The 25399-nt window shown below is 69.4% G+C and carries 23 protein-coding genes and 1 riboswitch; of the genes, 14 read left to right on the top strand and 9 right to left on the bottom strand.

The window, feature by feature from the left end:
* Positions 1–110: 110 nt before the first annotated feature.
* Positions 111–1079: a diacylglycerol kinase family protein gene (locus FBY22_RS03310; protein WP_142142394.1), complete on the top strand. Its 969-nt coding sequence runs from the start codon at positions 111–113 to the stop codon at positions 1077–1079.
* A 319-nt stretch (positions 1080–1398) separates the two neighbouring features.
* Entirely contained in the window at positions 1399–1656 is a 258-nt protein-coding gene (locus FBY22_RS03305; RefSeq protein ID WP_006142322.1) for a WhiB family transcriptional regulator, read from the top strand.
* A gap of 188 nt (positions 1657–1844) precedes the next feature.
* Here FBY22_RS03305 and FBY22_RS03300 read toward each other — a convergent pair whose 3' ends face one another.
* On the bottom strand, positions 1845–3311 hold the full coding sequence (locus tag FBY22_RS03300) for a sensor histidine kinase (protein WP_142147320.1): 1467 nt from the start codon (positions 3309–3311) through the stop codon (positions 1845–1847).
* A gap of 406 nt (positions 3312–3717) precedes the next feature.
* Entirely contained in the window at positions 3718–4788 is a 1071-nt protein-coding gene (locus tag FBY22_RS03295) for an SIS domain-containing protein (RefSeq protein WP_142142393.1), read from the bottom strand.
* A 196-nt stretch (positions 4789–4984) separates the two neighbouring features.
* On the opposite strand from FBY22_RS03295, the gene nagB reads away from it, so the two are divergent.
* Entirely contained in the window at positions 4985–5770 is a 786-nt protein-coding gene (gene nagB, locus FBY22_RS03290) for a glucosamine-6-phosphate deaminase (protein ID WP_142142392.1), read from the top strand.
* Positions 5771–5912: 142 nt separating this feature from the next.
* Here the strand turns inward: nagB and FBY22_RS03285 are convergent, their stop codons facing one another.
* The 4 genes from FBY22_RS03285 to FBY22_RS03270 all read right to left on the bottom strand — a co-directional run bounded on the left by FBY22_RS03285 (position 5913) and on the right by FBY22_RS03270 (position 10597).
* On the bottom strand, positions 5913–7400 hold the full coding sequence (locus tag FBY22_RS03285) for a glycoside hydrolase family 3 protein (protein ID WP_142142391.1): 1488 nt from the start codon (positions 7398–7400) through the stop codon (positions 5913–5915).
* Positions 7401–7409: 9 nt separating this feature from the next.
* Positions 7410–8258, bottom strand: a complete 849-nt coding sequence (locus tag FBY22_RS03280) for a carbohydrate ABC transporter permease (RefSeq protein WP_142142390.1) — start codon at positions 8256–8258, stop codon at positions 7410–7412.
* Complete coding sequence (locus tag FBY22_RS03275) at positions 8255–9244, bottom strand: carbohydrate ABC transporter permease (RefSeq protein ID WP_142142389.1); 990 nt, start codon at positions 9242–9244, stop codon at positions 8255–8257. Before FBY22_RS03275 ends, FBY22_RS03280 begins: the two co-directional genes overlap by 4 nt.
* A 72-nt stretch (positions 9245–9316) precedes the next feature.
* A complete protein-coding gene (locus FBY22_RS03270; protein ID WP_142142388.1) occupies positions 9317–10597 on the bottom strand; it encodes an extracellular solute-binding protein in 1281 nt (426 codons plus the stop codon).
* Between the two features lie 308 nt (positions 10598–10905).
* Between FBY22_RS03270 and FBY22_RS03265 the strand changes: the two genes are divergently transcribed.
* From FBY22_RS03265 to FBY22_RS03220, 10 genes are all read left to right on the top strand, one after another.
* Entirely contained in the window at positions 10906–11670 is a 765-nt protein-coding gene (locus tag FBY22_RS03265; RefSeq protein WP_142142387.1) for a GntR family transcriptional regulator, read from the top strand.
* Between the two features lie 74 nt (positions 11671–11744).
* Positions 11745–13889, top strand: a complete 2145-nt coding sequence (locus FBY22_RS03260; protein WP_142142386.1) for a carbon starvation CstA family protein — start codon at positions 11745–11747, stop codon at positions 13887–13889.
* Entirely contained in the window at positions 13855–14061 is a 207-nt protein-coding gene (locus FBY22_RS03255) for a YbdD/YjiX family protein (RefSeq protein ID WP_142142385.1), read from the top strand. The genes FBY22_RS03260 and FBY22_RS03255 overlap by 35 nt, the downstream gene beginning before the upstream one ends.
* Before the next feature lie 135 nt (positions 14062–14196).
* Positions 14197–14460 (top strand): DUF3311 domain-containing protein, encoded by a 264-nt coding sequence (locus tag FBY22_RS03250; RefSeq protein ID WP_174267076.1) that lies wholly within the window; start codon positions 14197–14199, stop codon positions 14458–14460.
* Positions 14457–16094 (top strand): monocarboxylate uptake permease MctP, encoded by a 1638-nt coding sequence (gene mctP / locus FBY22_RS03245; protein WP_142142384.1) that lies wholly within the window; start codon positions 14457–14459, stop codon positions 16092–16094. The genes FBY22_RS03250 and mctP overlap by 4 nt, the downstream gene beginning before the upstream one ends.
* An 82-nt stretch (positions 16095–16176) precedes the next feature.
* A complete protein-coding gene (locus tag FBY22_RS03240) occupies positions 16177–16677 on the top strand; it encodes a GNAT family N-acetyltransferase (RefSeq protein WP_142142383.1) in 501 nt (166 codons plus the stop codon).
* An 87-nt stretch (positions 16678–16764) separates the two neighbouring features.
* Positions 16765–16847: riboswitch (cobalamin riboswitch) on the top strand.
* Between the two features lie 142 nt (positions 16848–16989).
* Positions 16990–19338 (top strand): ribonucleoside-diphosphate reductase subunit alpha, encoded by a 2349-nt coding sequence (locus FBY22_RS03235; RefSeq protein WP_142142382.1) that lies wholly within the window; start codon positions 16990–16992, stop codon positions 19336–19338.
* The gene (locus FBY22_RS03230; RefSeq protein WP_142142381.1) at positions 19338–20351 is read left to right on the top strand and encodes a ribonucleotide-diphosphate reductase subunit beta; all 1014 of its coding nucleotides are present in this window, start codon (positions 19338–19340) and stop codon (positions 20349–20351) included. Before FBY22_RS03235 ends, FBY22_RS03230 begins: the two co-directional genes overlap by 1 nt.
* Before the next feature lie 26 nt (positions 20352–20377).
* The gene (locus tag FBY22_RS03225) at positions 20378–20983 is read left to right on the top strand and encodes a nucleotidyltransferase family protein (RefSeq protein ID WP_142142380.1); all 606 of its coding nucleotides are present in this window, start codon (positions 20378–20380) and stop codon (positions 20981–20983) included.
* A gap of 110 nt (positions 20984–21093) precedes the next feature.
* Positions 21094–21573 carry a hypothetical protein gene (locus tag FBY22_RS03220; protein ID WP_142142379.1) on the top strand — a complete coding sequence of 160 codons (480 nt, stop codon included), beginning with the start codon at positions 21094–21096 and terminating at the stop codon, positions 21571–21573.
* Here FBY22_RS03220 and FBY22_RS03215 read toward each other — a convergent pair.
* Positions 21540–21758 (bottom strand): hypothetical protein, encoded by a 219-nt coding sequence (locus FBY22_RS03215; RefSeq protein ID WP_174267047.1) that lies wholly within the window; start codon positions 21756–21758, stop codon positions 21540–21542. The two genes, FBY22_RS03220 and FBY22_RS03215, sit on opposite strands and share 34 nt — an antisense overlap.
* A gap of 93 nt (positions 21759–21851) precedes the next feature.
* Between FBY22_RS03215 and FBY22_RS03210 the strand changes: the two genes are divergently transcribed.
* Positions 21852–22817 (top strand): GlxA family transcriptional regulator, encoded by a 966-nt coding sequence (locus FBY22_RS03210; protein WP_142142377.1) that lies wholly within the window; start codon positions 21852–21854, stop codon positions 22815–22817.
* Between the two features lie 6 nt (positions 22818–22823).
* On the opposite strand, the gene FBY22_RS03205 is transcribed toward FBY22_RS03210, so the two are convergent.
* Both FBY22_RS03205 and cyc1 read right to left on the bottom strand, forming a co-directional pair.
* A complete protein-coding gene (locus FBY22_RS03205) occupies positions 22824–24200 on the bottom strand; it encodes a cytochrome P450 (protein ID WP_142142376.1) in 1377 nt (458 codons plus the stop codon).
* A complete protein-coding gene (gene cyc1 / locus FBY22_RS03200) occupies positions 24197–25282 on the bottom strand; it encodes an epi-isozizaene synthase (RefSeq protein WP_142142375.1) in 1086 nt (361 codons plus the stop codon). Before cyc1 ends, FBY22_RS03205 begins: the two co-directional genes overlap by 4 nt.
* Positions 25283–25399: the final 117 nt, after the last annotated feature.

Genomic DNA, 25399 nt, shown 5'->3' with positions numbered 1-25399 from the left:
CCCGCGGCGAGGTTGAGGCCGCCGCCCGTGGTGAGCCTCACGCCCCGGCCTCTTACCTGATCCACACCTCGCCCTGTGCCCGGTACCACCCAGTAGGTACGCTGCAACCCATGCGTGCACTTCTCGTGGTCAACCCGGCAGCCACCACCACAAGCGCACGTAGGCGCGATGTACTCATCCACGCCCTCGCCAGCGAGATGAAGCTCGAAGTCGTCACCACCGAGTACCGCGGCCACGCGCGCGACCTCGGCCGGCAGGCCGCGGAGAGCGAGGACATCGACCTCGTGGTCTCCCTCGGCGGCGACGGCACGGTCAACGAGGTGGTCAACGGCCTGCTGCACGCCGGACCCAATCCGGACGGGCTCCCCCGGCTGGCCGTGGTCCCCGGCGGCTCCACCAATGTCTTCGCCCGCGCGCTGGGGCTGCCCAACGACGCCGTGGACGCGACGGGCGCGCTGCTGGACGCACTGCACGAGGGCAGCGAGCGCACGGTCGGCATGGGCCTCGCCGCCGGCACGCCGGGCACCGAGGACGAGGCGGTGCCCGCCCGCTGGTTCACCTTCTGCGCGGGGCTCGGCTTCGACGCGGGCGTGGTGGGCCGGGTGGAACAGCAGCGCGAGCAGGGCAAGAAGTCCACGCACGCCCTTTACCTGCGCCAGGTGCTACGGCAGTACCTGCAGGAGCCGAACAAGCGGCACGGCACGATCACCCTGGAGCGGCCCGGTGAAGAACCGGTGGCCGATCTGGTGCTCTCCATAATCTGCAACACCTCGCCCTGGACGTATCTGGGTAATCGTCCGGTGTACGCGGCACCTAAGGCCTCGTTCGATACCGGGCTCGACGTACTCGGTCTCAGCCGTATGTCCACGGTCGCGGTTGCCCGGTATGCCACACAGTTGCTCACTTCGTCCGCGGACCGCGGACCTCATGGCCGGCACGTGGCATCCCTGCACGACCTGGACCGGTTCACCTTGCATTCGAAGGTGCCCCTACCCCTTCAGATGGACGGCGACCACCTCGGACTGCGTACCAGCGTGACGTTCACAGGCGTACGCCGTGCACTGCGTGTGATTGTGTGAGCAGAAGGGGCTAAAGTCCTTTCACTCGAACGTTTAGGCCAGGATCCACCCCATGGAAGTACGGCTGTGACCTAGTCGACACCGAGGAATCAAAAAAAACTTTCCAGAAGGGGTTGTATCCGCCGCTGAGGTTTGCGAGTCTCTACGTGGCGATCGGGACAGCCCGCAACACCGGCATCCACAGATCACCGGAACCCCTCTTCAATTCACAGGACCCGCGCCGGGGAACTGGCGGTAGGCCCTTCACTTGTTGAGGGATTCGTGAAAGCGTTCACATTCACAAGCAACTTGCACGTAATACCAAGGAGAGGTAGCAGCCATGGACTGGCGTCACAACGCCGTTTGCCGCGAGGAAGACCCCGAGCTCTTCTTCCCCATCGGCAACACCGGTCCTGCGCTGCTGCAGATCGAGGAAGCCAAGGCCGTCTGCCGTCGCTGCCCCGTCATGGATCAGTGTCTGCAGTGGGCGCTCGAGTCCGGTCAGGACTCCGGCGTCTGGGGTGGTCTCAGCGAGGACGAGCGTCGCGCGATGAAGCGCCGTGCCGCCCGCAACCGGGCCCGTCAGGCCTCCGCCTGACCCACCCGCCCCACAAAGCCTGAGCTTGGCGGCGCGTACAGCGAGTACGCATCTCCCGCCCCCGAGCCGCAGCGCGCAGTACCCCCGATGCGCAGCACAAGCTGGCAACGAGCATTCGAGCCCCGGACCCGGGAATGGGTCCGGGGCTTCTTGCTGTGGTTCACGGAAGCGACCTCCGCGGGGCAGGTCTACTTGTTGGCCCGCACCGGCACGTCGAGGATGACCCGGGTGCCCCGGTCGGGAGCCGGGACCATGTCGAACGTACCGCCCAACTCGCCTTCCACCAGCGTCCGTACGATCTGCAGGCCGAGGTTGCCCGCGGTGTGCGGGTCGAATCCCTCGGGCAGGCCGACGCCGTCGTCCTGGACGGTGACCAGCAGGCGGGCCTCCTTCGTGGTGCCCCCGCGGACGGCCGAGACCTCGACGGTGCCGGTGTCGCCCTCGCGGAAACCGTGTTCGAGGGCGTTCTGCAGGATCTCGGTGAGCACCATGGACAGCGGGGTGGCGACCTCCGCGTCGAGGATGCCGAACCGGCCGGTACGCCGGCCGGTGACCTTGCCCGGCGAGATCTCCGCGACCATGGCCAGCACCCGGTCGGCGATCTCGTCGAACTCCACGCGCTCGTCCAGGTTCTGAGACAGCGTCTCGTGCACGATCGCGATGGAGCCGACCCGCCGCACCGCCTCCTCCAGCGCCTCGCGGCCGCGCTCGGAGTCGATGCGGCGGGCCTGGAGCCGAAGGAGGGCGGCGACCGTCTGGAGGTTGTTCTTCACCCGGTGGTGGATCTCCCGGATGGTCGCGTCCTTGGTGATCAACTCACGCTCGCGGCGGCGCAGTTCGGTGACGTCCCGGAGCAGCACGAGTGAACCGATGCGGGTGCCCTTGGGTTTGAGCGGGATCGCGCGGAACTGGATGACCCCGTCGTGGGCCTCGATCTCGAACTCGCGCGGCGCCCAGCCGCTGGCCACCTTGGACAGCGCCTCGTCCACCGGGCCGCGGGTCGGGGCGAGTTCGGCGGTGGTCCGGCCGAGGTGCTGGCCGACGAGGTCGGAGGCGAGGCCCATGCGGTGGTACGCGGACAGCGCGTTCGGCGAGGCGTACTGGACGATGCCGTCCGCGTCGAGCCGGATCAGGCCGTCACCGACGCGCGGGGCGGCGTCCATGTCCATCTGCTGGTTGGCGAAGGGGAAGGAGCCGGCCGCGATCATCTGCGCGAGGTCCGAGGCGCTCTGGAGGTAGGTCAGCTCAAGGCGGCTCGGGGTGCGCACGGTCAGCAGGTTGGTGTTGCGGGCGATGACACCGAGGACGCGCCCGTCGCGGCGGACCGGAATCGACTCGACCCGGACCGGGACCTCCTCGCGCCACTCCGGATCGCCCTCGCGCACGATCCGGCCCTCGTCCAGGGCCGCGTCCAGCATCGGGCGGCGGCCGCGCGGGACGAGGTGGCCGACCATGTCGTCCTGGTAGGAGGTGGGGCCGGTGTTGGGCCGCATCTGCGCCACGGACACGTACCGGGTGCCGTCGCTGGTGGGGACCCACAGGACGAGGTCGGCGAAGGAGAGGTCGGAGAGCAGCTGCCACTCCGAGACCAGCAGATGGAGCCACTCGAGGTCGGAGTCGTCGAGGGCGGTGTGCTGGCGGACCAGTTCGTTCATGGAGGGCACGTGTGCGAGCGTACCTGGGGGTATGTGTGGCCCAGAAACACCCGCGGGCCGCGGCGCCTGAGAGGGACCCTCAACCCTCCCGGCACCGCAGCCCGGAGCAGTATCGGCCGCGGGGTGTGCGGTCCCGGTATCGGCCGAAGGTTGAGGAGCCGGGGCAGTCAGGGCAGAGAGCTCCGGTTCCTCGGTCCGTCTTCCTGTGCGGGGAAGACGGAAGCCTGTTCGTGCTGCTGCGCACTGTTTCAATTGTGGACTAGACCACTCGGGGTGTCCATGCGTTGGAGGCTGTTCGTTGTTGGTATTTTCCCGAACGGCTCCAACTGGCCGGACGCCCTGACATCCACCACGCAGCCTAGCCTGTGTGGGTTCATGTGCGGGGCCAGACGGCCATGCAATTTCCTCAGTGGGTCTCGGTGACCTTGGCCAGGGCGCGGGGTGCGTCCGGGTCCTGGCCGCGGGCGATGGTGACCTCGTAGGCCAGCAGTTGCAGGGGGATGATCTCCAGGATCGGCTGGACCTCCTCGGCCACGCCCTCGGTGGGCAGCACGAAGCCGGCGGAGGCCTGCTCGACCTGATGGGCGGGACCGACGACGAAGAGGTCGGCGCCCCGGCCGCGCAGCCGGTCGAGCACGGGCTGGAGGGCCTCCCCGCCCTTGCCGTCCGTCACGACCGCGATCACCGGGGAGACGTTGTCGACCATGGCGAGCGGACCGTGCAGGAGGTCGGCGCCGGAGTAGGAGAGCGCCGGGATGTAGCTGGTCTCCATCAGCTTCAGGGCGGCTTCCTTGGCCGTGGGATAGCCGTAGCCGCGCGAGGTGATGACCATGCGTTCGGCGAAGCGGTAGCGGGCGGCGAGGGCACGGACCTCGTCCTGGCGGGCGAGCAGCTGCTCGGCGAGGTCGGGCAGCGGCTTGGCGGCGGCGCCGTCGCCGCCGCGCAGGCCTTCGACGAAGAGGTAGAGGGCGAGGAGGGAGGCCGTGTAGGTCTTGGTCGCGGGGAGGGCCTTCTCCGGTCCCGCCATGACGTCGACGTGGTACTCGGAGACGCCGGCCAGCGGGGAGTCGGGGTTGTTGGTGACGGCGAGGGTGATCGCGCCGGCCTCACGGGCGGCCCTGGTCGAGGCGACCAGGTCCGGGGAGCCGCCGGACTGGCTGACGGTGACGACGAGGACGTCGGTGAGGTCCGGCCGGGCGCCGTAGGCCGTGGTGGTGGACATCGAGGTGAGGCCGCAGGGCAGGCCGAGGCGGATCTCGAGGAGGTACTTGGCGTAGAGCGCGGCGTTGTCGGAGGTGCCACGGGCGGTCAGCAGGACGAAGCGGGGCCGGCGGGCGGCGATCGCCCGGGCCACCTGCGTGATGGCGGGGGCTCCCTCGTCCAGGAGGCGGCGCAGCACGGCCGGCTGCTCGGCCATCTCCCGGGCCATGGTCCGGCCCGGGACGTCGGTCCGGGGCTCCGGTGTCGTGGCGGTCATGGTCGTTCCTCCTGGCTCGGTCCGCGGGGCAGCACCCATTCCACTCCCCCGGGGCGAATGATGCCCGCCCGCGGGGTGGAACCGGGAGGCGTCGGTTCCCCTGGGCCCCAGGGGTCACCTCTGTTAGATTGGTCTAAACCACCTGACCCTTCCAGGTACCGGTTGAGTCCCCCTCTTTCAGATCGGCAGGCCCAGCGTGGAAGTTGTCATCGTCCCGGACGCCAAGGCGGGCGGCGAGATCGTCGCCGAGGCCATGGCGCGGCTTCTGCGGCGCAAGCCGGACGCGCTGCTCGGCGTGGCCACCGGCTCGACCCCGCTGCCCGTCTATCAGGCGCTGGCCGCCAAGGTGGCCGCCGGGGCCGTGGACACCTCGCGGGCCCGGGTGGCGCAGCTCGACGAGTACGTGGGGCTGCCGGCCGACCATCCCGAGTCGTACCGGTCCGTGCTGCGGCGCGAGGTGCTGGAGCCGCTGGGCATCGCGGTGGACGCGTTCATGGGACCCGACGGGACGGCCGAGGACGTTCTGGGCGCCTGCGAGGCGTACGACACGGCGCTGGCCGAGGCGGGCGGCGTGGATCTGCAGCTGCTCGGGATCGGTACGGACGGGCACATCGGCTTCAACGAACCGTGTTCCTCGCTCGCCTCCCGGACGCGCATCAAGACGCTGACCGAGCAGACGCGGATCGACAACGCGCGGTTCTTCGAGGGTGACATCGAGCAGGTGCCGCACCACGTCATCACCCAGGGCATCGGGACGATCCTCGACGCCCGGCACGTCGTGCTCCTCGCCACGGGCGAGGGCAAGGCCGACGCGGTCGCCGCGAGTGTGGAGGGGCCGCTGGCATCGGTGTGCCCGGCGTCGGCACTGCAGCTGCACCCGCATGCGACGGTCGTGGTCGACGAGGACGCCGCGTCCAAGTTGAAGCTGGCGCACTATTTCCGGCACACGTACGTCAACAAGCCTGACTGGCAGGGGATTTGATTCAGCGGTTTCGTCTGCCGGGTGGCCGTGGTTTTCGGGCTGCGGGAGGCGGGGGTTGCTCGCGCAGTTTCCCGCGCCCCTTGGGGCGCGGCAAAGGCGCCGGTTCTCTTTCGAGGGACCGGCGCCTTCGGCGTCGTAACGGCTAGGCGCCTGCGATGATCTCCGCTGCCGCTCGGCCGCAGACTCTGGCCGCGCCGTGGGTGGCGATGTGCAGGGCGCCGCGCGGGGGTGCCTGGGGCAGGCCCATCTCGATCACGACCGTGTCGGGGCGGGACCTCAGGATCGAGTCCAGGGCCGCGGCCATCCAGGGGTGGCGGTGTTCGTCGCGGACCACGGCGACGATACGGCGGGGGCCCGCGGCGGCCAGTGTGGCCAGGCCCGCGTCCTCGCCGGAGAACGTGCCCGTCTCCGTGCCCGGCAGGAGGTGGAACAGCTCCGCCGCCACCCCCCAGGGGGTCTCGTCGCCGACCGCGATGTTGGCCACCGGGGTGAGGGCGGCGACGTAGGGCGGGTCGGTGAGCGGGGTGAAGGTGTCCGCGCCGGTCAGGCGCAGCGCCCGGCGGGCCGCGCGCAGGCCCACCTCGGTGTCGGGGCCGGGCTGCGGCCGGGCCTCCTTCGTGGTGGCCGTCCAGCGCGCCAGGGACCTGACCCGGTCGGCCGCCTCCGCCAGGCGGGCCTCGGGGAGTTCGCCGGAGCGGACCGCCGAGACCAGGGCGTCCCGCAGGCGCCGTACCGTCTCGTCGTCGGCGAGGCCGCCGCCCACGCAGATCGCGTCGGCGCCGGCGGCGATCGCGAGGACGCTGCCGCGTTCGATGCCGTAGGTGTCTGCGATCGCCCGCATCTCCATGCCGTCGGTGACGATCAGGCCGTCGTAGCCGAGTTCGCGGCGCAGGAGATCCGTGAGGATGCGGTGGGAGAGGGTCGCCGGGCGGCCCGGGTCCAGGGCGGGGACCAGGATGTGGGCGCTCATGACGGCGCGGGTGCCGGCGGCGATCGCCGCGCGGAAGGGGGCCAGTTCGCGTTCGGACAGGACCTCGGCGGGCACGTCGATGCGCGGGAGCGCGTGGTGGGAGTCGACGGCCGTGTCGCCGTGGCCCGGGAAGTGCTTGGTGCAGGCCGCCACTCCGGCCGACTGCAGGCCGGCGACGTAGGCGGCGGTGTGGCGGGCGACCAGGCTCGGCTCGGCACCGAAGGAGCGGACGCCGATCACCGGGTTGGCGGCGTTGGAGTTGACGTCGGCGGACGGGGCCCAGTTGAGGTTGACGCCGCAGGCGGCGAGGCGGCGGCCCAGTTCGGCGGCCACGTCGCGCGTGAGGTCGACGTCGTCCACCGCACCCAGGGCGTGGTTGCCGGGGAAGGACGACCCGGTCCGCACCTCCAGCCGGGTCACGTCGCCGCCCTCCTCGTCGATGGCGACGAGGACGTCGTCCCGCTCGGCCCGCAACTGGGCGGTCAGCACCGACAGTTGCTCGGCGGAGGCGATGTTGCGGCCGAACAGACCGACGGAGGCGAGGCCCTCCCCGAGGCGCCGCAGCAGCCAGTCGGGGGCCGTGGTGCCGGTGAAACCGGGTTGAAGGACCGTCAGGGCGTCGCGCGTCAGGGTGTCTGTGCCGCTGGCGAATGTCGTCATCGGGGGGCGTTATCCCTTCACTGCGCCCGCGGTCAGGCCCGCGGCCATCTTGCGCTGGACGAGGAGGAACAGCACGACGATCGGCACGGCCATCATCGTGGCTCCGGCCATCATCGGGGCGTATTCGGTGCCGTGCTTGGTGGTGAAGTTGCCGAGCCACACGGTCGCCGTCTGGTGCTCCTGGCTGAGCAGCATCAGGGCGTAGAGGTACTCGTTCCAGGCCTGGATGAAGCCGTAGACCGAGGTGGCGACCATGCCGGGGGCGAGGAGCGGGAAGACCACGCGGACGAAGGCGGCGGTGCGGGAGCAGCCGTCGACCATGGCCGCCTCCTCCAGTTCCCGGGGGATGTTGACGATGAAGCCGCGCAGCGTCCACACCGTGAAGGGGAGGATGAAGGTCAGGTAAGTGATGATCAGTCCGGTGAGCTTGTCGTACTGATGCAGGTCGTTCAGGAGCAGGAAGACCGGGATGATCATGGCGACCAGCGGGACCATCTGGACGGCGAGGATGCCGACGATGACGATCTTGCGGCCGCGGAAGGCGAACCGGGAGATGGCGAGCGCGGCCAGCATGCCGACGACGATGCCGATCGCCACCACGGACAGGGAGACGAGCAGGCTGCGGCCGACCGGGCCCCAGAAGTCCGCGATGTCCAGTGCCCGGCTGAAGTTGGAGAGCGTGAAGCCGGTGGGGAACAGGCTCGGATCGGGGTCGATGGTGTCCTTGGCCGGCTTGATCGCCGTGTTGAGCATCCAGTAGACGGGGAAGCCGGCGGTGACGAAGACCAGCAGACCGAGGAGGTTCCAGCCGGCCCTGGACCTGCGGGGCCGCCGCCCCGTAGCGATCGTGCCACTCATTCGACCTCTCCGATCTTCAGCATCTGGCGCATGTACACCGCGACCACGCCGAGCAGCAGCACCACGGTGATCAGGGCGATCGCCGAGCCCTGCGCGTAGTCGTTGACCACGAAGGCCCGGTCGTAGGAGTAGGTGGTCAGCAGCTGGAACTCCTGCTCGGGATGGCCGTTGCGCATCACGAAGACCTGGGGGAAGACGCCCATGTCCCAGATGACCGACAGGGTCGTGAGCATCACGATGATCGGCTTGAGGATGGGCAGGGTGACGTACCGGAAGACGCCCCAGGAACCCGCGCCGTCGAGGCGGGCGGCCTCCTCCAGTTCGGCCGGGACCTGGGTGAGGCCGGCGCTGAGGGTGATGACGACGAACGGGACCGCTCCCCACACCACCAGCAGCATGATCACGGCGAGCCCCTGCGGGCCGCTGGCGAACCAGTTGTGCCCGATCAGGTCCATGCCGGGGAGCTTGCTCAGCAGCGCGTTGAGGATGCCGTAGTCGGCGTCGAACAGCCACTTGAAGACCGTGGTGGCGACGATGATCGGCATGCCCCAGCTGGCCACCAGCGCGATGTTGACCAGCGTCTTCACCCAGCCGGAAACCCGCTGCAGGAGCAGGGCGATCAACATGCCCAGCACCATCGTGAACACGACCGAGCCGGCCGCGAAGACGATCGTGCGCAGCACGACCTGCCAGAACTCGCCGTCGCTCAGCACCCCGCTGAAGTTGTGGAACCCGACCCAGTCGGCCGGCTGGAAGCCCCACAGCTGGGACTGGCCGAACTTCTGGAAGGACAGGGTGACCAGGCGGACCAGCGGATAGCCGAGGACCAGCGCCAGGATCAGCAGACAGGGCGCGAGCAGCAGCCAGGGCGTGGTCGTGCCGCCCGAAGTCCCGCCTCTGCGGGGGGTTTTGGCGACCGGCGGTGGTGGCGGCGCCTGCCGCGGCGGCGGCACCTTGGCAGGGGTGGTGGTGTCTGCGGCACTCATCGCGCGCTCCTCAGCGGTCCCTCAGGTCGTACGGACAGCGGGGTTCCGCCGAGACGGAACCCCGCTTGCAGGTCACTTGGTGTTGATGACCTTGTCGATCGCGGTGTCCGCATCCTTCGCGGCGGCCTCGACCGACTTCTTGCCGGTGCCGATGCTCTGCAGCATCGTCTGCAGGACCTGGGCCTTCTCGACCTGACCCCAGCCGGGCGCCATCGGGACGAACCAGTTGGACTCGGCCGCGGTGGCCGGGACCGCCGTCGCGGGGTCGTTCTTGAGTGTCGCGAGGTCGGTCTTGTTGTTGGGCAGGTTGCCCTTGGCCATCAGGCCCTTCTGGCCGGAGGGGCCGGTGAAGGCGTTGATCCACTCGGCGGCGACGCCCTGCGCCTTGGACTTGACCGGGATGGCGAGGTCCGAACCGCCCAGGAAGACGGGCATGTTCTTGCCGGACGGACCGGGCATCACGAAGTTCTCGAGGTTGTCCTTGAGCTTGCCGGTCTTGTCGTTCTTCGGGTCGGCGGAGGTCGCGCCCTCCCACGCCGCGCCGAAGATCATGCCCGACTTGCCCTGGCCGTAGACGATGTAACGGTCGGACTCGTCCTTGGTCTTGTCGCCGTGCATGTACTTGTCGACGACGTTCTTGAACTCGGTCAGGCCCTTGATCGACTCGGGCGAGGAGAGGTTGGCCTTCCACTGGCCGCCCTCCTCCTTGGCTATGGAGCCGCCGGCGTCGTAGACGAAGGACATGGCCGCGTACCAGTCACGGGTGGGCTGGTACCAGGCGGAGAACTTGTTCCCCTCCTTCTTCTGCACCTTGTCGAGGGCGGCGGTCAGTTCGGCGTACGTCTTCGGCGCGGACTTCACGCCGACCGAGGCGAAGAGGTCCTTGCGCCAGTTGGCGACGCGGCCGCCGGCGTAGTACGGCACACCGTAGGTCTTGCCCTCGTACGTCACCGAGGCCTTGAGGCCGTCGAGCCAGGCGGAGGAGCCCGCGAACTTCGACGCGTCCACAGGGGCGAAGGCGCCCTTGACCATGTAGCCGAGCATCTCGGTGTTGCCCATCTCGACCACGTCCGGCGCCTTGTCGGTGGCGAGGACCGCGTCGAGCTTGGTGTTCTTGTCCGGCCAGCCGTAGTACTCGTGCTTGATCTTGATGCCGGGGTGCTTCTTCTGCACGGCCGCGTCGGCCGCCTTCACCAGGTTCGGCCAGTTGTTCTGGGCATCGACGGTGAGCCAGACCGTCAGCTCCTTGGCGTCGGTGCCGGACGTCGAGCTCTTGTCGTCGCCGCCCCCACACGCAGCGACCGAGACCATCATGCCCGCGATACCGATCGCGGCTGCCAGCTTGCGCTTCACGCCACCCTCCTCAGGGATGCCCACACCTCCCCGCCCATGCGCCGGGACCTGAACCAATGGTGTAGACCAGTACCGGGAGCTTGGACCAGACCAGGAAGCCTGTCAAGGGTGCTCGAAACCGCCCTGACCAGCCGTTATGCGACCTACATATGCAGGAACCTTTAAGTAAGAAGCCAGCGAAAACAGCGTCGGCGGAGTAATCTCGTCCGCTAGACCACTTGGCCCTGTGGACTAGACCAACAAGGACGGCGACGGTATACAGAAGGGATCACGAAGTGACCCGCATCCGTCAGCCGGGAAGGCAGAGCATGAGCAGCGACGTCAGCAGTGCGGAGACCGACGGCGGGGCAGGCGTCCGCACCGCGCGCGTGCCCAAGTACTACCGCCTCAAGAAGCACCTGCTCGACATGACGGAGACGCAGTCGCCCGGCACCCCGGTACCGCCCGAGCGCACCCTCGCCGCCGAGTTCGACACCTCCCGCACGACCGTGCGCCAGGCGCTGCAGGAGCTGGTGGTCGAGGGCCGCCTGGAGCGCATCCAGGGCAAGGGCACGTTCGTCGCCAAGCCGAAGGTCTCCCAGGCCCTCCAGCTCACCTCGTACACCGAGGACATGCGGGCCCAGGGCCTGGAGCCGACCTCGCAGCTGCTGGACCTCGGGTACATCACCGCCGACGACCGCCTCGCCGAGCTGCTCGACATCACCGCCGGCGGCCGGGTGCTGCGCATCGAGCGGCTGCGCATGGCCAACGGCGAGCCGATGGCCATCGAGACCACCCACCTCAGCGCCAAGCGCTTCCCCGCCCTGCGCAGGTCGCTCGTCAAGTACACGTCCCTGTACACGGCGTTGGCCGAGGTCTACGACGTCCATCTCGCCGAGGCCGAGGAGACCATCGAGACCTCGCTGGCCACCCCGCGCGAGGCGGGCCTGCTCGGCACCGACGTCGGCCTGCCGATGCTGATGCTCTCCCGGCACTCCTACGACAAGGACGGTGAACCGGTGGAGTGGGTGCGCTCGGTGTACCGGGGCGACCGGTACAAGTTCGTGGCGAGGCTGAAGAGGCCGATGGAGTAGTGCACGTGGTGTAGCGCAACCGCGGCCGCTGTTCTACGGTCCTCCCGACTCCGTATGGACGGGAGGACCGCCTCGTGCGTACCGCGAACGTCCGAACCATCGTCGTCTGGACCCTCGTTGCGCTGGTCGGCGCTGCGGGCTGGTCCGTCCTCGCGCTCGCCCGGGGCGAGAACGTCTCCGCCGCCTGGATGGTCGCGGCCGCCCTGGGCAGTTACGCGATCGGCTACCGCTTCTACGCGAAGTTCATCGCGCACCGGGTCCTGAAGGTCGACGGCACCCGGGCGACCCCGGCCGAACGCCTCGACAACGGCATCGACTTCCACCCCACCGACCGCCGGGTCCTGCTCGGCCACCACTTCGCCGCGATCGCGGGCGCCGGTCCGCTGGTCGGGCCCGTTCTGGCCGCGCAGATGGGATATCTGCCCGGCACCGTCTGGATCATCACGGGGGTGATCTTCGCCGGGGCGGTGCAGGACATGGTGGTGCTGTTCTTCTCCACCCGCCGGGACGGCCGTTCGCTGGGCCAGATGGCCCGCGAGGAGATCGGCCCCTTCGGCGGCGCGGCGGCCCTGATCGCCGCCTTCGCCATCATGATCATCCTGCTGGGCGTGCTGGCCCTGGTCGTCGTCAACGCCCTCGCCGCCTCGCCGTGGGGCACCTTCTCCATCGCGATGACCATCCCCATCGCCCTGCTGATGGGCTTCTATCTGCGCGTCCTGCGGCCCGGCCGGGTCGCCGAGGTCTCGCTCATCGGCGTCGCGCTGCTGCTGCTCGCGCTCGTCGCCGGCCGCTGGGTCGCGGAGTCGTCGTGGGCGGACACCTTCACGCTCGCGCCCTCGACGCTGGTGATCTGGCTGGTGGCGTACGGCTTCATCGCCTCGATCCTGCCGGTCTGGATGCTGCTGGCGCCCCGCGACTACCTCTCCACCTTCATGAAGATCGGCACGATCGCGCTGCTCGCTCTGGGCGTGGTGATCGCCCTGCCGACGCTGAAGATGGACGCGGTGACCGGCTTCGCCACCCGCGGCGACGGCCCGGTCTTCGCCGGCTCCCTCTTCCCGTTCGTGTTCATCACGATCGCCTGCGGCGCCTTGTCGGGGTTCCACTCGCTCATCTCGTCCGGCACGACGCCGAAGATGATCCAGAAGGAGACGCAGGTCCGCATGATCGGCTACGGCTCCATGCTGATGGAGTCGTCGGTGGCGGTCATGGCGCTGGTCGCGGCGAGCATCATCGACCCGGGGCTGTACTTCGCGATGAACGCGCCGGCCGGCGCCATCGGCACGACGGTGCAGAACGCCTCGCAGGTGGTGAGCGGCTGGGGCTACCACATCACCCCCGCCGACCTCGCGCAGGCCGCGAAGAGCGTCCAGGAGTCGTCCCTGCTCTCCCGCACCGGGGGTGCGCCCACCCTCGCCGTCGGCGTCTCGGAGATCTTCTCCAAGGTCACCGGCGGAAGCCTGCGGGCCTTCTGGTACCACTTCGCGATCATGTTCGAGGCACTGTTCATCCTGACCGCGCTGGACGCCGGCACCCGGGTGGGCCGGTTCATGCTGCAGGACATGCTGGGCAATGTCGTGCGGCCGTTCAGGAACATCGGCTGGAAGCCCGGACTGGTCCTCACCAGCGGCGTCGTGTGCGCGCTGTGGGGCTACTTCCTCTGGGTAGGCGTCCACGAGCCGCTCGGCGGGATCAACCAGCTCTTCCCGATCTTCGGCATCTCCAATCAGTTGCTGGCCGCCGTCGCCCTGGCCGTGTGCACCACGCTGCTGGTGAAGTCCGGCCGGCTGAAGTGGGCGTGGATCACGGCCGTCCCGCTCGCCTGGGACGCCACGGTCACGCTGACCGCCAGCTGGCAGAAGGTGTTCTCCTCCGACCCCAAGGTCGGCTTCTTCGAGCAGCGTTCCGTCTTCCAGGACGCGATCGACGCGGGGAAGGTGCTGCCGCCCGCCAAGAACATGGACGACATGCACACCGTGGTCGTCAACTCCACGGTGGACGGCGTCCTGTCGGCGGTGCTCGCCGTGCTGATCGTCGTCGTGATCGCGGACGCGCTGCGCGTGTGCGTACGGCACGTCCGCAGGCCCGCGCTGTCCACGCTCAGCGAGTCGCCGTACGTGGAGTCGAGGATCAGTGCGCCGGCGGGCCTGATCCCGACCCGCGCGGAGCGGGAGGAGGAGCGCCGTGCGGTCGTCGGCACTGCTGCGCCGGGCGATTAGGGGTGTGCGCTGGTACGTGCGGGAGCTGACCGACGAGTCCGCGTACGAGCGGTACGTGGCGCACGTACGCGGAACGCACCCGAACGCGGCGGTGCCCTCCCGGCGCGAGTTCGAGCGCATGCGGACCGACCGTCAGGAGGAAGATCCACGACAGGGCTTCCGCTGCTGCTGACACCGATGTCGGGCCTTCACGGAATCGACATACCGATATGCGGACGAGGTCTTCCGCTCTCGCGACGGCGTGACCTAGATTGCCTGCGCATTACCGACGTGATCACAGGTGATCGTGAGGGGACGGAGCCGCCGTATGTCCGAAGTGCCCGAAGTGAGACCTCCGGTGGTGACCCCGGTCCGGGTGGTCATCGCCGTATGCCTGATCGCGCCGTTCGTGGCGATGCTCTGGGTCGGTTCCTACGCCAAGACGGACCCGGCGTTCATCGGCATCCCGTTCTTCTACTGGTACCAGATGCTGTGGGTGCTGATCTCCACCGCGCTGACCATGACCGCGTACAAGCTGTGGCAGCGTGACCAGCGCGCCCGTGCCGCGCAGAAGGGCGGTGCGTCGAAGTGAAGGACGGTGTGAACGGCGTCGCGCTCGGCGTCTTCGTCTTCTTCTTCGTGGCCGTCACGGTCATGGGCTTCCTGGCCGCGCGCTGGCGCCGGGCCGAGACCGAGCACTCGCTGGACGAGTGGGGTCTGGGCGGCCGGTCGTTCGGCACCTGGATCACCTGGTTCCTGCTCGGCGGCGACCTGTACACGGCGTACACCTTCGTCGCCGTGCCGGCGGCGATCTACGCGGCGGGCGCGGCCGGGTTCTTCGCGGTGCCGTACACGATCCTCGTCTACCCGCTGATCTTCACCTTCCTGCCCCGCCTGTGGTCGGTCTCGCACCGCCACGGGTACGTCACCACCTCGGACTTCGTGCGCGGACGGTTCGGCTCGAAGGGCCTGTCGCTGGCCGTCGCGCTGACCGGCATCCTCGCGACGATGCCGTACATCGCGCTCCAACTGGTCGGCATCCAGGCGGTGCTGGACGTGATGGGCGTCGGCGGCGGCGAGAACACCAACTGGTTCGTCAAGGACCTGCCCCTGCTGATCGCCTTCGGCGTGCTGGCCGCGTACACCTACTCGTCCGGTCTGCGGGCCCCCGCCCTGATCGCGTTCGTGAAGGACACGCTGATCTACATCGTCATCGCGGTGGCGATCATCTACATCCCGATCAAGCTGGGCGGATTCGACGACATCTTCGCCAAGGCCGGCCAGGCGTTCAGCCAGACCAACCCGGTCACGGGCAAGCCGCGCGGCGCGCTGGCCCCTGCGGAGGCGACCCAGTGGACGTACGCCACCCTGGCGCTCGGCTCCGCGCTCGCCCTGTTCATGTATCCGCACTCGATCACCGCGACGCTCTCCTCCAGGAGCCGTGACGTCATCCGCCGCAACACCACGATCCTGCCGCTGTACTCGCTGATGCTGGGTCTGCTGGCGCTGCTGGGCTTCATGGCGATCGCGGCCGGGGTCAAGGTCACCAACGGCCAGTTGGCGATCCCGCAGCTCTTCGAGGACATGTTCCCGAGCTGGTTCGCGGGCGTGGCCTTCGCGGCGATCGGCATCGGCGCGCTCGTGCCGGCGGCCATCATGTCCATCGCGGCCGCGAACCTGTTCACCCGCAACATCTACAAGGACTTCATCAGGCCGGACGCGACGCCCGCGCAGGAGACCAAGGTCTCCAAGCTGGTGTCCCTGCTGGTGAAGGTGGGCGCGCTGGTCTTCGTGCTGACCATGGACAAGACAGTCGCCATCAACTTCCAGCTGCTGGGCGGCATCTGGATCCTGCAGACCTTCCCGTCCCTGGTCGGCGGCCTGTTCACGCGCTGGTTCCACCGCTGGGCACTGCTCGCCGGCTGGGCGGTCGGCATGGTCTACGGCACCCTCGCCGCGTACGGCGTCGCCTCGCCGACCAACCCTTCGCAGAAGCACTTCGGCGGCTCCAACGCGGAGATCCCGGGCATCGGCGAGATGGGCTACATCGGTCTGACGGCGTTCGTGCTCAACGCGGTCGTCGCGGTGGTGCTGACCTTCGCCCTGAAGGCCTTCAACGCGCCGGACGGCATCGACGAGACCAGGCCGGAGGACTACACGGCGGACGCGGGCGACCCGGGCGTCCAGGTGGAGCTGCCGCCGGCCACGGCGGGGACCTCGCACTAGCCCCCACCCGGTTCCTGCGATCGGCGGGCCGTCGGGGAAATCCGGCGGCCCGTCGTCGTACCCGTCCGGCAGACTCGGGCCCATGGACATCGTGATCAGGCCGGTGGAACCCGGCGAGTACGACGCCCTCGGCGAGATCACCGCCCGGGCCTACCTTCAGGACGGCCTGCTGGCCTTCGGCGAGAGCGACTGGTACCTGGAGGAGTTGCGCGACGTCGCCAAGCGGGCGTCGGCCGCCGACGTCCTGGTGGCCGTCCGCGACGGCAGCCTCCTCGGCGGCGTCACCTTCGTCCCGGCCGGCGGCCCGATGGCCGACCTCGCCCGGCCCGGAGAGGCCGAGATCCGCATGCTGGCCGTGGACGGCGCGGCCCGCGGCCGGGGCGCCGGCGAGGCCCTGGTCCGGGCCTGCGTCGACCGCGCGCGAGCCTCGGAGTGCACCGGCGTGGTGCTGTCCACCCAGCAGACGATGCACGCCGCGCACCGCATCTACGAACGCCTCGGCTTCCTCCGCGCGCCCGGCCGCGACTGGAATCCGATCCCCGGTGACGCGTTCACGCTCCTCAGCTACGAGTTGACGCTCTGACACGCTCCGAAGTCGGGGCGACACAACATATGGGGGCGCTGTTCCCGCCCGGCACAAGATGTATGCTCATGCTCGCTGTCGCCGCAGGGGAATCCGGTGCGAATCCGGAACTGTCCCGCAACGGTGTACCCATGCGTGTTCGTCCACGTATGGGCGTCAGTCCGAGGACCTGCCGACAGTGCGCCCGGCCGCCGTGGCCCGGGTGCCATGACGTCCGGGCCTCGTGGAATGGGCCGGTGGACGCGACGCCCCGCGCGCTCGTGAGCTGCCCCCTGCCCGCAAGGCCCCGTGCCGAGCGAGGGAGAGCCCCACGTGACCATCGCGCCAGCCGATCCGGTCTCAGCAGCGCCGGAGACCGGCGGTACCGAAGCCGCACTGCTGCGGACCCTGACCGAGCTCACCGCGGACCTTCCCGACGCCGACCCCGGCCGGGTCGCCGCCGCGGCGCTGCGCGGCCGGTCGGCGCACGCCAACGAGGCGGAGCTGCGCGAGCTGGCCACCGAGGCGGCGGCCGGCCTGATCTCCGAGGACCCCGCCTACAGCAGGCTGGCCGCCCGGCTGCTCACCATCGGCATCGCCGCCGAGGCCGCCTCGCAGGGCGTCACCTCGTTCACCGAGTCCGTCGCCGTCGGGCACCGCGAGGGCCTCATCTCCGACCGCACGGCCGAGTTCGTGCGCGTCCACGCCGACCGCCTCGACGCGCTGATCGACCGGCGTGCGGACGACCGGTTCGGCTACTTCGGCCTGCGCACCCTGCACAGCCGCTACCTGCTGCGGCACCCGATCACCCGCAACGTCATCGAGACGCCGCAGCACTTCATGCTTCGGGTGGCCGCGGGCCTCGCCGAGGACGACAGCCACCGCGCCCTCGACGAAGTCGCCGCCCTGTACGGCCTGATGAGCCGCCTGGACTACCTGCCCTCCTCCCCCACCCTCTTCAACTCCGGCACCCGTCACCCTCAGATGTCGTCCTGCTACCTCCTCGACTCCCCCAAGGACGAGCTGGACTCCATCTACGAGCGCTACCTCCAGGTCGCCCGCCTCTCCAAGCACGCCGGCGGCATCGGCATCGCCTACTCCCGCATCCGCGGCCGGGGTTCGCTGATCCGCGGCACCAACGGGCACTCCAACGGCATCGTCCCGTTCCTGAAGACCCTCGACGCCTCGGTCGCCGCGGTGAACCAGGGCGGCCGGCGCAAGGGTGCCGCCGCGGTGTACCTGGAGACCTGGCACTCCGACGTCGAGGAGTTCCTGGAGCTGCGCGACAACACCGGCGAGGACGCCCGCCGTACGCACAACCTGAACCTCGCGCACTGGATCCCGGACGAGTTCATGCGCCGGGTCGAGGCCGACGAGCGGTGGAGCCTGTTCTCCCCCGCCGACGTGCCGGAGTTGGTGGACCTGTGGGGCGCGGAGTTCGACGCCGCCTACCGCAGGGCCGAGGCGGCCGGGCTGGCACGCCGGACCCTGCCCGCCCGCGAGCTCTACGGCCGCATGATGCGCACCCTCGCGCAGACCGGCAACGGCTGGATGACCTTCAAGGACGCGGCCAACCGCACCGCCAACCAGACCGCCGAGCCGGGCCACGTCGTCCACTCCTCCAACCTCTGCACGGAGATCCTGGAGGTCACGGACGACGGGGAGACGGCGGTGTGCAACCTGGGTTCGGTGAACCTGGGGGCGTTCGTCCGCGACGGCGACATGGACTGGGAGCGGCTGGACGAGACGGTCCGCACGGCCGTCACCTTCCTGGACCGCGTGGTCGACATCAACTTCTACCCGACCGAGCAGGCGGGCCGTTCGAACGCCCGCTGGCGCCCGGTGGGCCTGGGCGCGATGGGTCTGCAGGACGTCTTCTTCAAGCTGCGCCTGCCCTTCGGCTCGCCCGAGGCCAGGCGGCTGTCGACCCGTATCGCCGAGAGGATCATGCTCGCCGCGTACGAGGCGTCCGCGGACCTCGCCGAGCGGAGCGGGCCGCTGCCGGCCTGGGAGAGGACCCGCACCGCCCGCGGTGTCCTGCACCCCGACCACTACGACGTGGAGCGGGCCTGGCCCGAGCGCTGGGCCGCCCTCCGCGAGCGCGTCGCCGCGGTCGGCCTGCGCAACGCCCTGCTCCTCGCCATCGCCCCGACCGCCACCATCGCGTCGATCGCCGGCGTCTACGAGTGCATCGAGCCGCAGGTGTCGAACCTGTTCAAGCGCGAGACGCTGTCCGGCGAGTTCCTCCAGGTCAACTCGTACCTGGTGCGGGATCTGAAGGAGCTGGGCGTCTGGGACGCCCGGACCCGCGAGGCGCTGCGCGAGGCGAACGGCTCGGTGCAGGACTTCGCCTGGATCCCGGACGAGATGAGGGCGCTGTACCGCACCGCCTGGGAGATCCCGCAGCGCGGCCTGATCGACATGGCGGCCGACCGCACTCCCTACCTGGACCAGTCGCAGTCCCTGAACCTGTTCCTGGAGACGCCGACCATCGGCAAACTCTCCTCGATGTACGCGTACGCCTGGAAGAAGGGCCTGAAGACGACGTACTACCTGCGCTCGCGCCCGGCGACGAGGATCGCCCGCGCCGCGCAGGCCGCTGTCCCCGTCCAGCAGGTGACCTCCCAAGAGGCCGTCGCCTGCTCCCTGGAAAACCCCGAGTCCTGCGAGGCCTGCCAGTAATGACCACCCGTAACGCCCATCTCCTCGACCCGGGCTTCGAGCTGACGCTGCGCCCCATGCGCTACCCGGACTTCTACGAGCGCTACCGGGACGCCATCAAGAACACCTGGACCGTCGAGGAGGTCGACCTCCACTCCGACGTGGCCGACCTGGCGAAGCTGACGCCCGCCGAGCAGCACCTGATCGGGCGCCTGGTGGCGTTCTTCGCGACGGGCGACTCGATCGTGGCGAACAACCTCGTGCTGACCCTGTACAAGCACATCAACTCCCCGGAGGCGCGGCTGTACCTGTCGCGCCAGCTGTTCGAGGAAGCGGTCCACGTCCAGTTCTACCTGACCCTTCTGGACACCTACCTGCCCGACCCGGAGGACCGCGCGGCGGCCTTCGCGGCGGTGGAGAACATCCCCTCCATCCGTGAGAAGGCGGATTTCTGCTTCACGTGGATGGACTCGGTCGACAAGCTGGACCGCCTGGAGTCCAAGGCCGACCGCCGCCGCTTCCTGCTGAACCTGATCTGCTTCGCCGCCTGCATCGAGGGCCTGTTCTTCTACGGCGCCTTCGCGTACGTGTACTGGTTCCGCAGCCGGGGCCTGCTGCACGGGCTGGCCACCGGCACCAACTGGGTGTTCCGCGACGAGACCATGCACATGTCCTTCGCCTTCGACGTGGTCGACACCGTCCGCAAGGAGGAGCCGGACCTCTTCGACGACGAACTCCAGCAGCAGGTCACGGACATGCTGCGGGAGGCCGTCGAGGCCGAGTTGCAGTTCGCCCGCGACCTGTGCGGCGACGGGCTGCCCGGGATGAACACCGAGTCCATGCGCCAGTACCTGGAGTGCGTCGCCGACCAGCGCCTGGTCCGCCTCGGCTTCGCCCCGGTGTACGGCTCGGAGAACCCCTTCTCCTTCATGGAACTCCAGGGTGTCCAGGAGCTGACCAACTTCTTCGAGCGACGGCCGTCGGCGTACCAGGTGGCGGTCGAGGGCACGGTCGATCTCGACGAGGACTTCTGACGGCGCCCGTGTGGTAAGCCTGCGGGGTGATCGGTCGTCTTCCGCTCGATGAGCAACTCGACTCCCTGCGGGCGGTGTTGTCCCGCAACAGCGTGCTGACCCAGGTGCTGGAGCGGGGCGCGACGATGGGGCTGCCCGGCTGGTACCTCACGGCCGGGTGCCTCTTCCAGACCGTCTGGAACGTCGTCACCGGCCGGCCGCCCACCGAGGGCATCAAGGACTACGACGTCTTCTACTTCGACGCCGAGGACCTGTCCTGGGAGGCCGAGGACGCCGTGATCAGGGCCGGCCGGGAGGTCTTCGCCGGCCTCCCGGCCGAGGTGGAGATCCGCAACGAGGCGCGGGTGCACCTGTGGTACGAGGACAGGTTCGGGGTGCCGTGCCCCCCGTACGAGTCCAGTGAGGCGGCGATCGACAGCTTCGCCGCGACCACGTGCTGTCTGGGTGTGCGGCTGGAGACCGGCGGGCGGTGGCGGGTGTACGCGCCGCACGGGCTGTCGGACGTGTTCGGTCTCGTCCTGCGCCCCAACCCGGTGCTCGCCCCGCCCTCTGTCTATGAGACCAAGGCCGCCCGATGGCGGGAGCAGTGGCCGGAACTGACCGTCCTGGACTGGCCCACGGACCGTCGCTAGGGCCTCCATCCACAGTCCGGCTCCACCGTCAGGCCGGGGCTCCCTCCGGCCTGCCCGGGCGTGGATCCGAACATGTGGGTGACACGTCAAAGGGGAGAGGAGGCCCCCCCATGCGTCGATCGATCCCCCACACGGCCCTCGCCGTCACCGCGCTCGCCCTGGCCCTCGCCGGCTGCGGCGGCGGCACCGACAGCGGCAAGGGCGGCGACAGCGGCACCGTCTCGTCCTCCCCCACACCCGCTCCCACCACCCCCACCCCCTCGGCGAGTGCCACCGGCTGCGCCCCTGCCGCCACGCTGGACGCCGGCGACAGCGGCCGTACGGTCTGTCTGTCGGTCGGCGACACCGTCCGGATCAGCCTGGACGGAACCACCAAGCGGCCCTGGAAGCCGGTCACCGTCAGCGGCTCGGGGTTGCAGGCCGTCAACAGCGGCTTCGTACTGCAACCCGGCGACGCGAGCGCCGCGTTCAAGGCCGTGTCCGACGGCAGGACCCGGCTCGAGTCCACGCGGCCGTTGTGTGCCACGCAGACCGGCCGGGTCTCGTGCCTGGGGATTCAGGAGTGGTGGGTCACCGTGGTGGTGAAGTAGCGCGGGCGCGCCTCGCGCGGGCCCGGTCCGACGCCCTCCGCGCGGCGCGCGCGGTCGGCCTCGCGGATCTGCCGGTCGGCACGACGGTCGCGCGCGATGCCGAGCACGGACGGCAGGACCAGGAGAACGAGGATTGCGAGAACGGTCAGCATGCCGATCAGTCCTTCGATGTGTGCCGTATCCATAGACACCACTGTCGCGCCGTTGACTCCTTACCAACAGTGGCAGGACTGCCGTAGGCCCTCGAAATACTGCCAATGACGAGGCACACTGGACGCATGCTGCAGAACGTCGCCGCCGTCGTGCTGGACGGTGTGAACCCCTTCGAACTGGCCGTCGTCTGCGAGGTCTTCGGCACCGACCGCAGTGACGACGGACTGCCCGTGTACGACTTCGCGGTCGCCTCGGCCGAGGGTCCGGTCCTCGGCACCCGCGCGGGCTTCTCCATGCAGGTGGAGCACGGCCTGGAGCGGCTGGAGGAGGCGGACCTGATCGCCGTCCCGGCCGGGGCGCGCTTCGAGACGCGCGCGTTCCCGCCGGAGCTGCTCGACGCGCTGCGCCGGGCCGTGGACCGCGGTGCCCGGGTGCTCAGCGTCTGCTCCGGCGTCTTCGTGCTGGCCGCGGCCGGGCTGCTGGACGGCCGGCGCTGCGCCGTGCACTGGCACCACGTGGACGAGCTGGCGCGGGCCTACCCACAGCTGACCGTCGAGCCCGACGTCCTCTACGTCGACGAGGACCCGGTGATCACCTCGGCGGGGACGGCCGCCGGCATCGACGCCTGTCTGCACCTGGTGCGCAAGGAGCAGGGCCCGGACGTCGCCAACAAGATCGCCCGGCGGATGGTCGTGCCGCCGCACCGCGACGGCGGACAGGCCCAGTACATCGAGCGTCCGCTGCCGAAGAACTCGTGCGACACCGTCGGCGAGGTGCTGGCCTGGATGGAGCGGCACCTCGACGAGGAGGTCACCGTGGAGCAGCTCGCCGAGCGCGCCCACATGTCGCCGCGCACCTTCGCCCGCCGCTTCCAGCAGGAGACGGGGACGACCCCCTACCGCTGGATCCTGCGCCAGCGCGTGCTGCTGGCCCAGCGGCTGCTGGAAGCGACGGACGAGACGGTGGACGCGATCGCCGGACGGACGGGGTTCGGCAACGCGGCCGCGCTGCGTCACCAGTTCGTCCAGGCGATCGGGACCACCCCCAACGCCTACCGGCGCACCTTCAGAGGACCCGAGGCGGCCGCCTGACGCCGCTCAGCGCGCCACCGGCCGCAGCCTCAGCCCGCGTGGACGCAGCGTGATGCCGATGCGGGTCCGGGCGTCGGAGTCCGGCGCCTGCTCCAGCCGGAAGGCACGGGCCACCTCCGCGGTGACGAGCGTCAGCTCGGCCATCGAGAAGTGGTCGGCCGGGCACTTGCGGTTGCCGACGCTGAACGGGCTCATCGCGTACTTCGGCACCTCGGCGGCCCGCTCGGGCAGCCAGCGGTCGGGGTCGAACTCCTCGTTCCGCTCGAACGACCGTGCGTCGCGCTGGATCGCGTACGGGCTGTACACGATGTCGGCACCGGCCGGTATTCGGTATCCGCCCAGCCTTGTGTCGGCCACCGCGCGCCGGGTCAATATCCATACCGACGGATGCAGCCGCATTGTCTCGACCACCACATTCGCGGTGTACGTCAGCTTCCGTACGTCCCCGAATGCGATCGGCCCCTCGCCGGCGACGGTATTCGCCTCGTTCCGGATCTTGTCGGCCACATCGGGGTGCTCGGTGAGCACCAAGAGCAGTGACATGACCATCGAGCCGATGGATTCGTCGCCGGCGGTGAGCATGGCGACGACCTGGTCGTGGATCTCCTGCTCCCCGATGCGTTCGCCATTCTCTTTGCGCGCCTCGAGCAAAGCCGTGAGCAAATCGTTCGGCTTTTGACCGGATGCCCTGCGCTCGGCGACGATCTCGTCCACCAGGAGGTGCAGATCGGCCAGCGCCCGGTTGAATTCGCGGTTGGCCGGAAGCGGCACCCGATAAAGCGGTCCGAGAGGTACGACCATGCGCTGGTACATACCTCGGAACAGGGTGGCGAGCGCACTGGAGATGCGTTCCGCGCGCGCCTCGTTGCATGTGTCGTGCATCAGACAGCGCACCGAGATCCGCACGGCGAGCCGGAACGCCTCGGCGGTGGCGTCGACCGTCTCGCGGGAGCGCCAGCGGGCCACCAGCGCGCGGACCTCCTCCTCCATGACGGGGCCGTAGCCGGGGATGGCGTCGAGCCGGAACGCCGGCTGGACGGTGCGCCGCTGGCGCCGGTGCAGCGGCCCGTTGGCCGTGGCCACGCCCTCCTTTCCGAGCAGGCTCTCCAGGGACTCCCACAGCGGTCCGGCGATGATGTAGTCGGGGCTGAGGGCGATGGCTCCGGTGAGTTCGGGGGCCGTGACGGCGTACACCGTCTTGGGGCCGAGCCGCAGGCGTACGACGTCGCCGTGGTCGCGCAGCCCGGCCAGGAAGGCCAGCGGGTCGCGGACCAGCTTCCAGCCGTGGCCGAGCAGCGGCATCGCGCCGTCGGCGAGCGGGGGCTCACCCGGTTCGGTTTCCGCGAGTATCCGCGGTTCGGGCGGGACGGACTCGACGGTCATTTCTCACCTGCCGCTTCGTTGTTGACGTACGGGGGCGTGGACCGGTCGTCCCAGCTGTCGACCATGTAACGGCCGGACTCGTGGTGGAACCAGTAGACGGTGGAGAACCAGTTGCGCATATTGCCGACGCAGGACCGTACGGCGAGGCTGAGTTCTTTTCCGCGTACGGTGCCGTCGGCGAGCTCGTCGGCGAATCGCAGGGCGTGGCGTTCGACGAATACGAATTCGTTGATGCATTTCTCCACGCGCCGCCGCACTTCGGCTATCGCCCCTTCCAGGGTCAGTCCCTCGTGTTTGATGAGACTGATGCCGAGATTGTGGACCTCATCACCCGCTATTTCCTTCGGCAGCGAGCACAGGTCGTTGTACCAGGCGGCGAATTCCTGGCTCAGCAGGGCCGCCCGCCGAAATGCCGGGTGTTTCCGCACGGCGTCCGGGAGTTCACATCCGGCGGCCGCCTCCAGCAGGTCGGTCCAGATCCAGTGCGCAAAGGTGAGCCGGCGGAGTTCGAGATACTCCTCCACCGTCGGGACGACTCCCTCGGTGCGGTTGCGGAACTCGCGGTCGTACGCCTCGATGACCGCGTGGAAGTGCCGCGCGAAGCGCGCGTTCCAGGTGCCCGGCAGGAACGAGTAAAGGCGCACCATGCTGTCCGCGAACGCCGCGACCAGCGGGTCCTGGTGGCGCAGGTGCTCCTGCGGGGAGTCCAGCGCCGCGTGCAGGCCGAGCCGGAGCCGGCGCCAGGCCTCCGGCCGGCGGTGGACGATGTCCCGGTCGTGGCGGTCGTCCCAGACGAAGAACCACGCGCTGTAGTCGGCTATCGCCTGAAGGACCTCGTCCGGGGCGCCGAGGTAGTACCCCGCCATGAGGTCGGTGTAGCAAAGTCGGTCGGCATATTCCTCCACCTTGTCCGCCGGCATGAGCCGTTTTCGCAGCAGCCAGGTGCGCGTTGTCTCCTGGAGCCGAGGCCAATACGGGTGCAGTTGTCGGGGAAACGCTGCCTCGATCACCGGAAGGGAGAGTGACGGTGGGACCGCGGTCGGACTCGCGGTCGACGTGGTGCTGTATGGGAAAGCAGGCACGAACAAGCCCCTCTCAGCCGCCAGTTTCGCACGCCCCTCCCCCTGTGCCGGGCGTGCGCCGTTGCGTATCCCCGCACTGACTATTCAGCACCACAACTGACCGATCTGGGAACGCAT

The sequence above is a fragment of the Streptomyces sp. SLBN-31 genome, from assembly GCF_006715395.1.
Taxonomy (GTDB): domain Bacteria; phylum Actinomycetota; class Actinomycetes; order Streptomycetales; family Streptomycetaceae; genus Streptomyces.
The sequence above is the reverse complement of the archived record's forward strand: the minus strand, read 5'-3'. Positions and strand labels throughout refer to the sequence as shown.

What these genes read in the sequence shown, in the direction of transcription:
- FBY22_RS03310 (WP_142142394.1), top strand. Translation starts at nt 111, where the DNA reads ATGCGTGCACTTCTCGTGGTCAACCCGGCAGCCACCACCACAAGCGCA.
- FBY22_RS03305 (WP_006142322.1), top strand. Translation starts at nt 1,399, where the DNA reads ATGGACTGGCGTCACAACGCCGTTTGCCGCGAGGAAGACCCCGAGCTC.
- FBY22_RS03300 (WP_142147320.1), bottom strand. Translation starts at nt 3,311, where the DNA reads ATGAACGAACTGGTCCGCCAGCACACCGCCCTCGACGACTCCGACCTC.
- FBY22_RS03295 (WP_142142393.1), bottom strand. Translation starts at nt 4,788, where the DNA reads ATGACCGCCACGACACCGGAGCCCCGGACCGACGTCCCGGGCCGGACC.
- FBY22_RS03285 (WP_142142391.1), bottom strand. Translation starts at nt 7,400, where the DNA reads ATGACGACATTCGCCAGCGGCACAGACACCCTGACGCGCGACGCCCTG.
- FBY22_RS03280 (WP_142142390.1), bottom strand. Translation starts at nt 8,258, where the DNA reads ATGAGTGGCACGATCGCTACGGGGCGGCGGCCCCGCAGGTCCAGGGCC.
- FBY22_RS03275 (WP_142142389.1), bottom strand. Translation starts at nt 9,244, where the DNA reads ATGAGTGCCGCAGACACCACCACCCCTGCCAAGGTGCCGCCGCCGCGG.
- FBY22_RS03265 (WP_142142387.1), top strand. Translation starts at nt 10,906, where the DNA reads ATGAGCAGCGACGTCAGCAGTGCGGAGACCGACGGCGGGGCAGGCGTC.
- FBY22_RS03250 (WP_174267076.1), top strand. Translation starts at nt 14,197, where the DNA reads ATGTCCGAAGTGCCCGAAGTGAGACCTCCGGTGGTGACCCCGGTCCGG.
- FBY22_RS03240 (WP_142142383.1), top strand. Translation starts at nt 16,177, where the DNA reads ATGGACATCGTGATCAGGCCGGTGGAACCCGGCGAGTACGACGCCCTC.
- FBY22_RS03230 (WP_142142381.1), top strand. Translation starts at nt 19,338, where the DNA reads ATGACCACCCGTAACGCCCATCTCCTCGACCCGGGCTTCGAGCTGACG.
- FBY22_RS03220 (WP_142142379.1), top strand. Translation starts at nt 21,094, where the DNA reads ATGCGTCGATCGATCCCCCACACGGCCCTCGCCGTCACCGCGCTCGCC.
- FBY22_RS03215 (WP_174267047.1), bottom strand. Translation starts at nt 21,758, where the DNA reads ATGGATACGGCACACATCGAAGGACTGATCGGCATGCTGACCGTTCTC.
- FBY22_RS03210 (WP_142142377.1), top strand. Translation starts at nt 21,852, where the DNA reads ATGCTGCAGAACGTCGCCGCCGTCGTGCTGGACGGTGTGAACCCCTTC.
- FBY22_RS03205 (WP_142142376.1), bottom strand. Translation starts at nt 24,200, where the DNA reads ATGACCGTCGAGTCCGTCCCGCCCGAACCGCGGATACTCGCGGAAACC.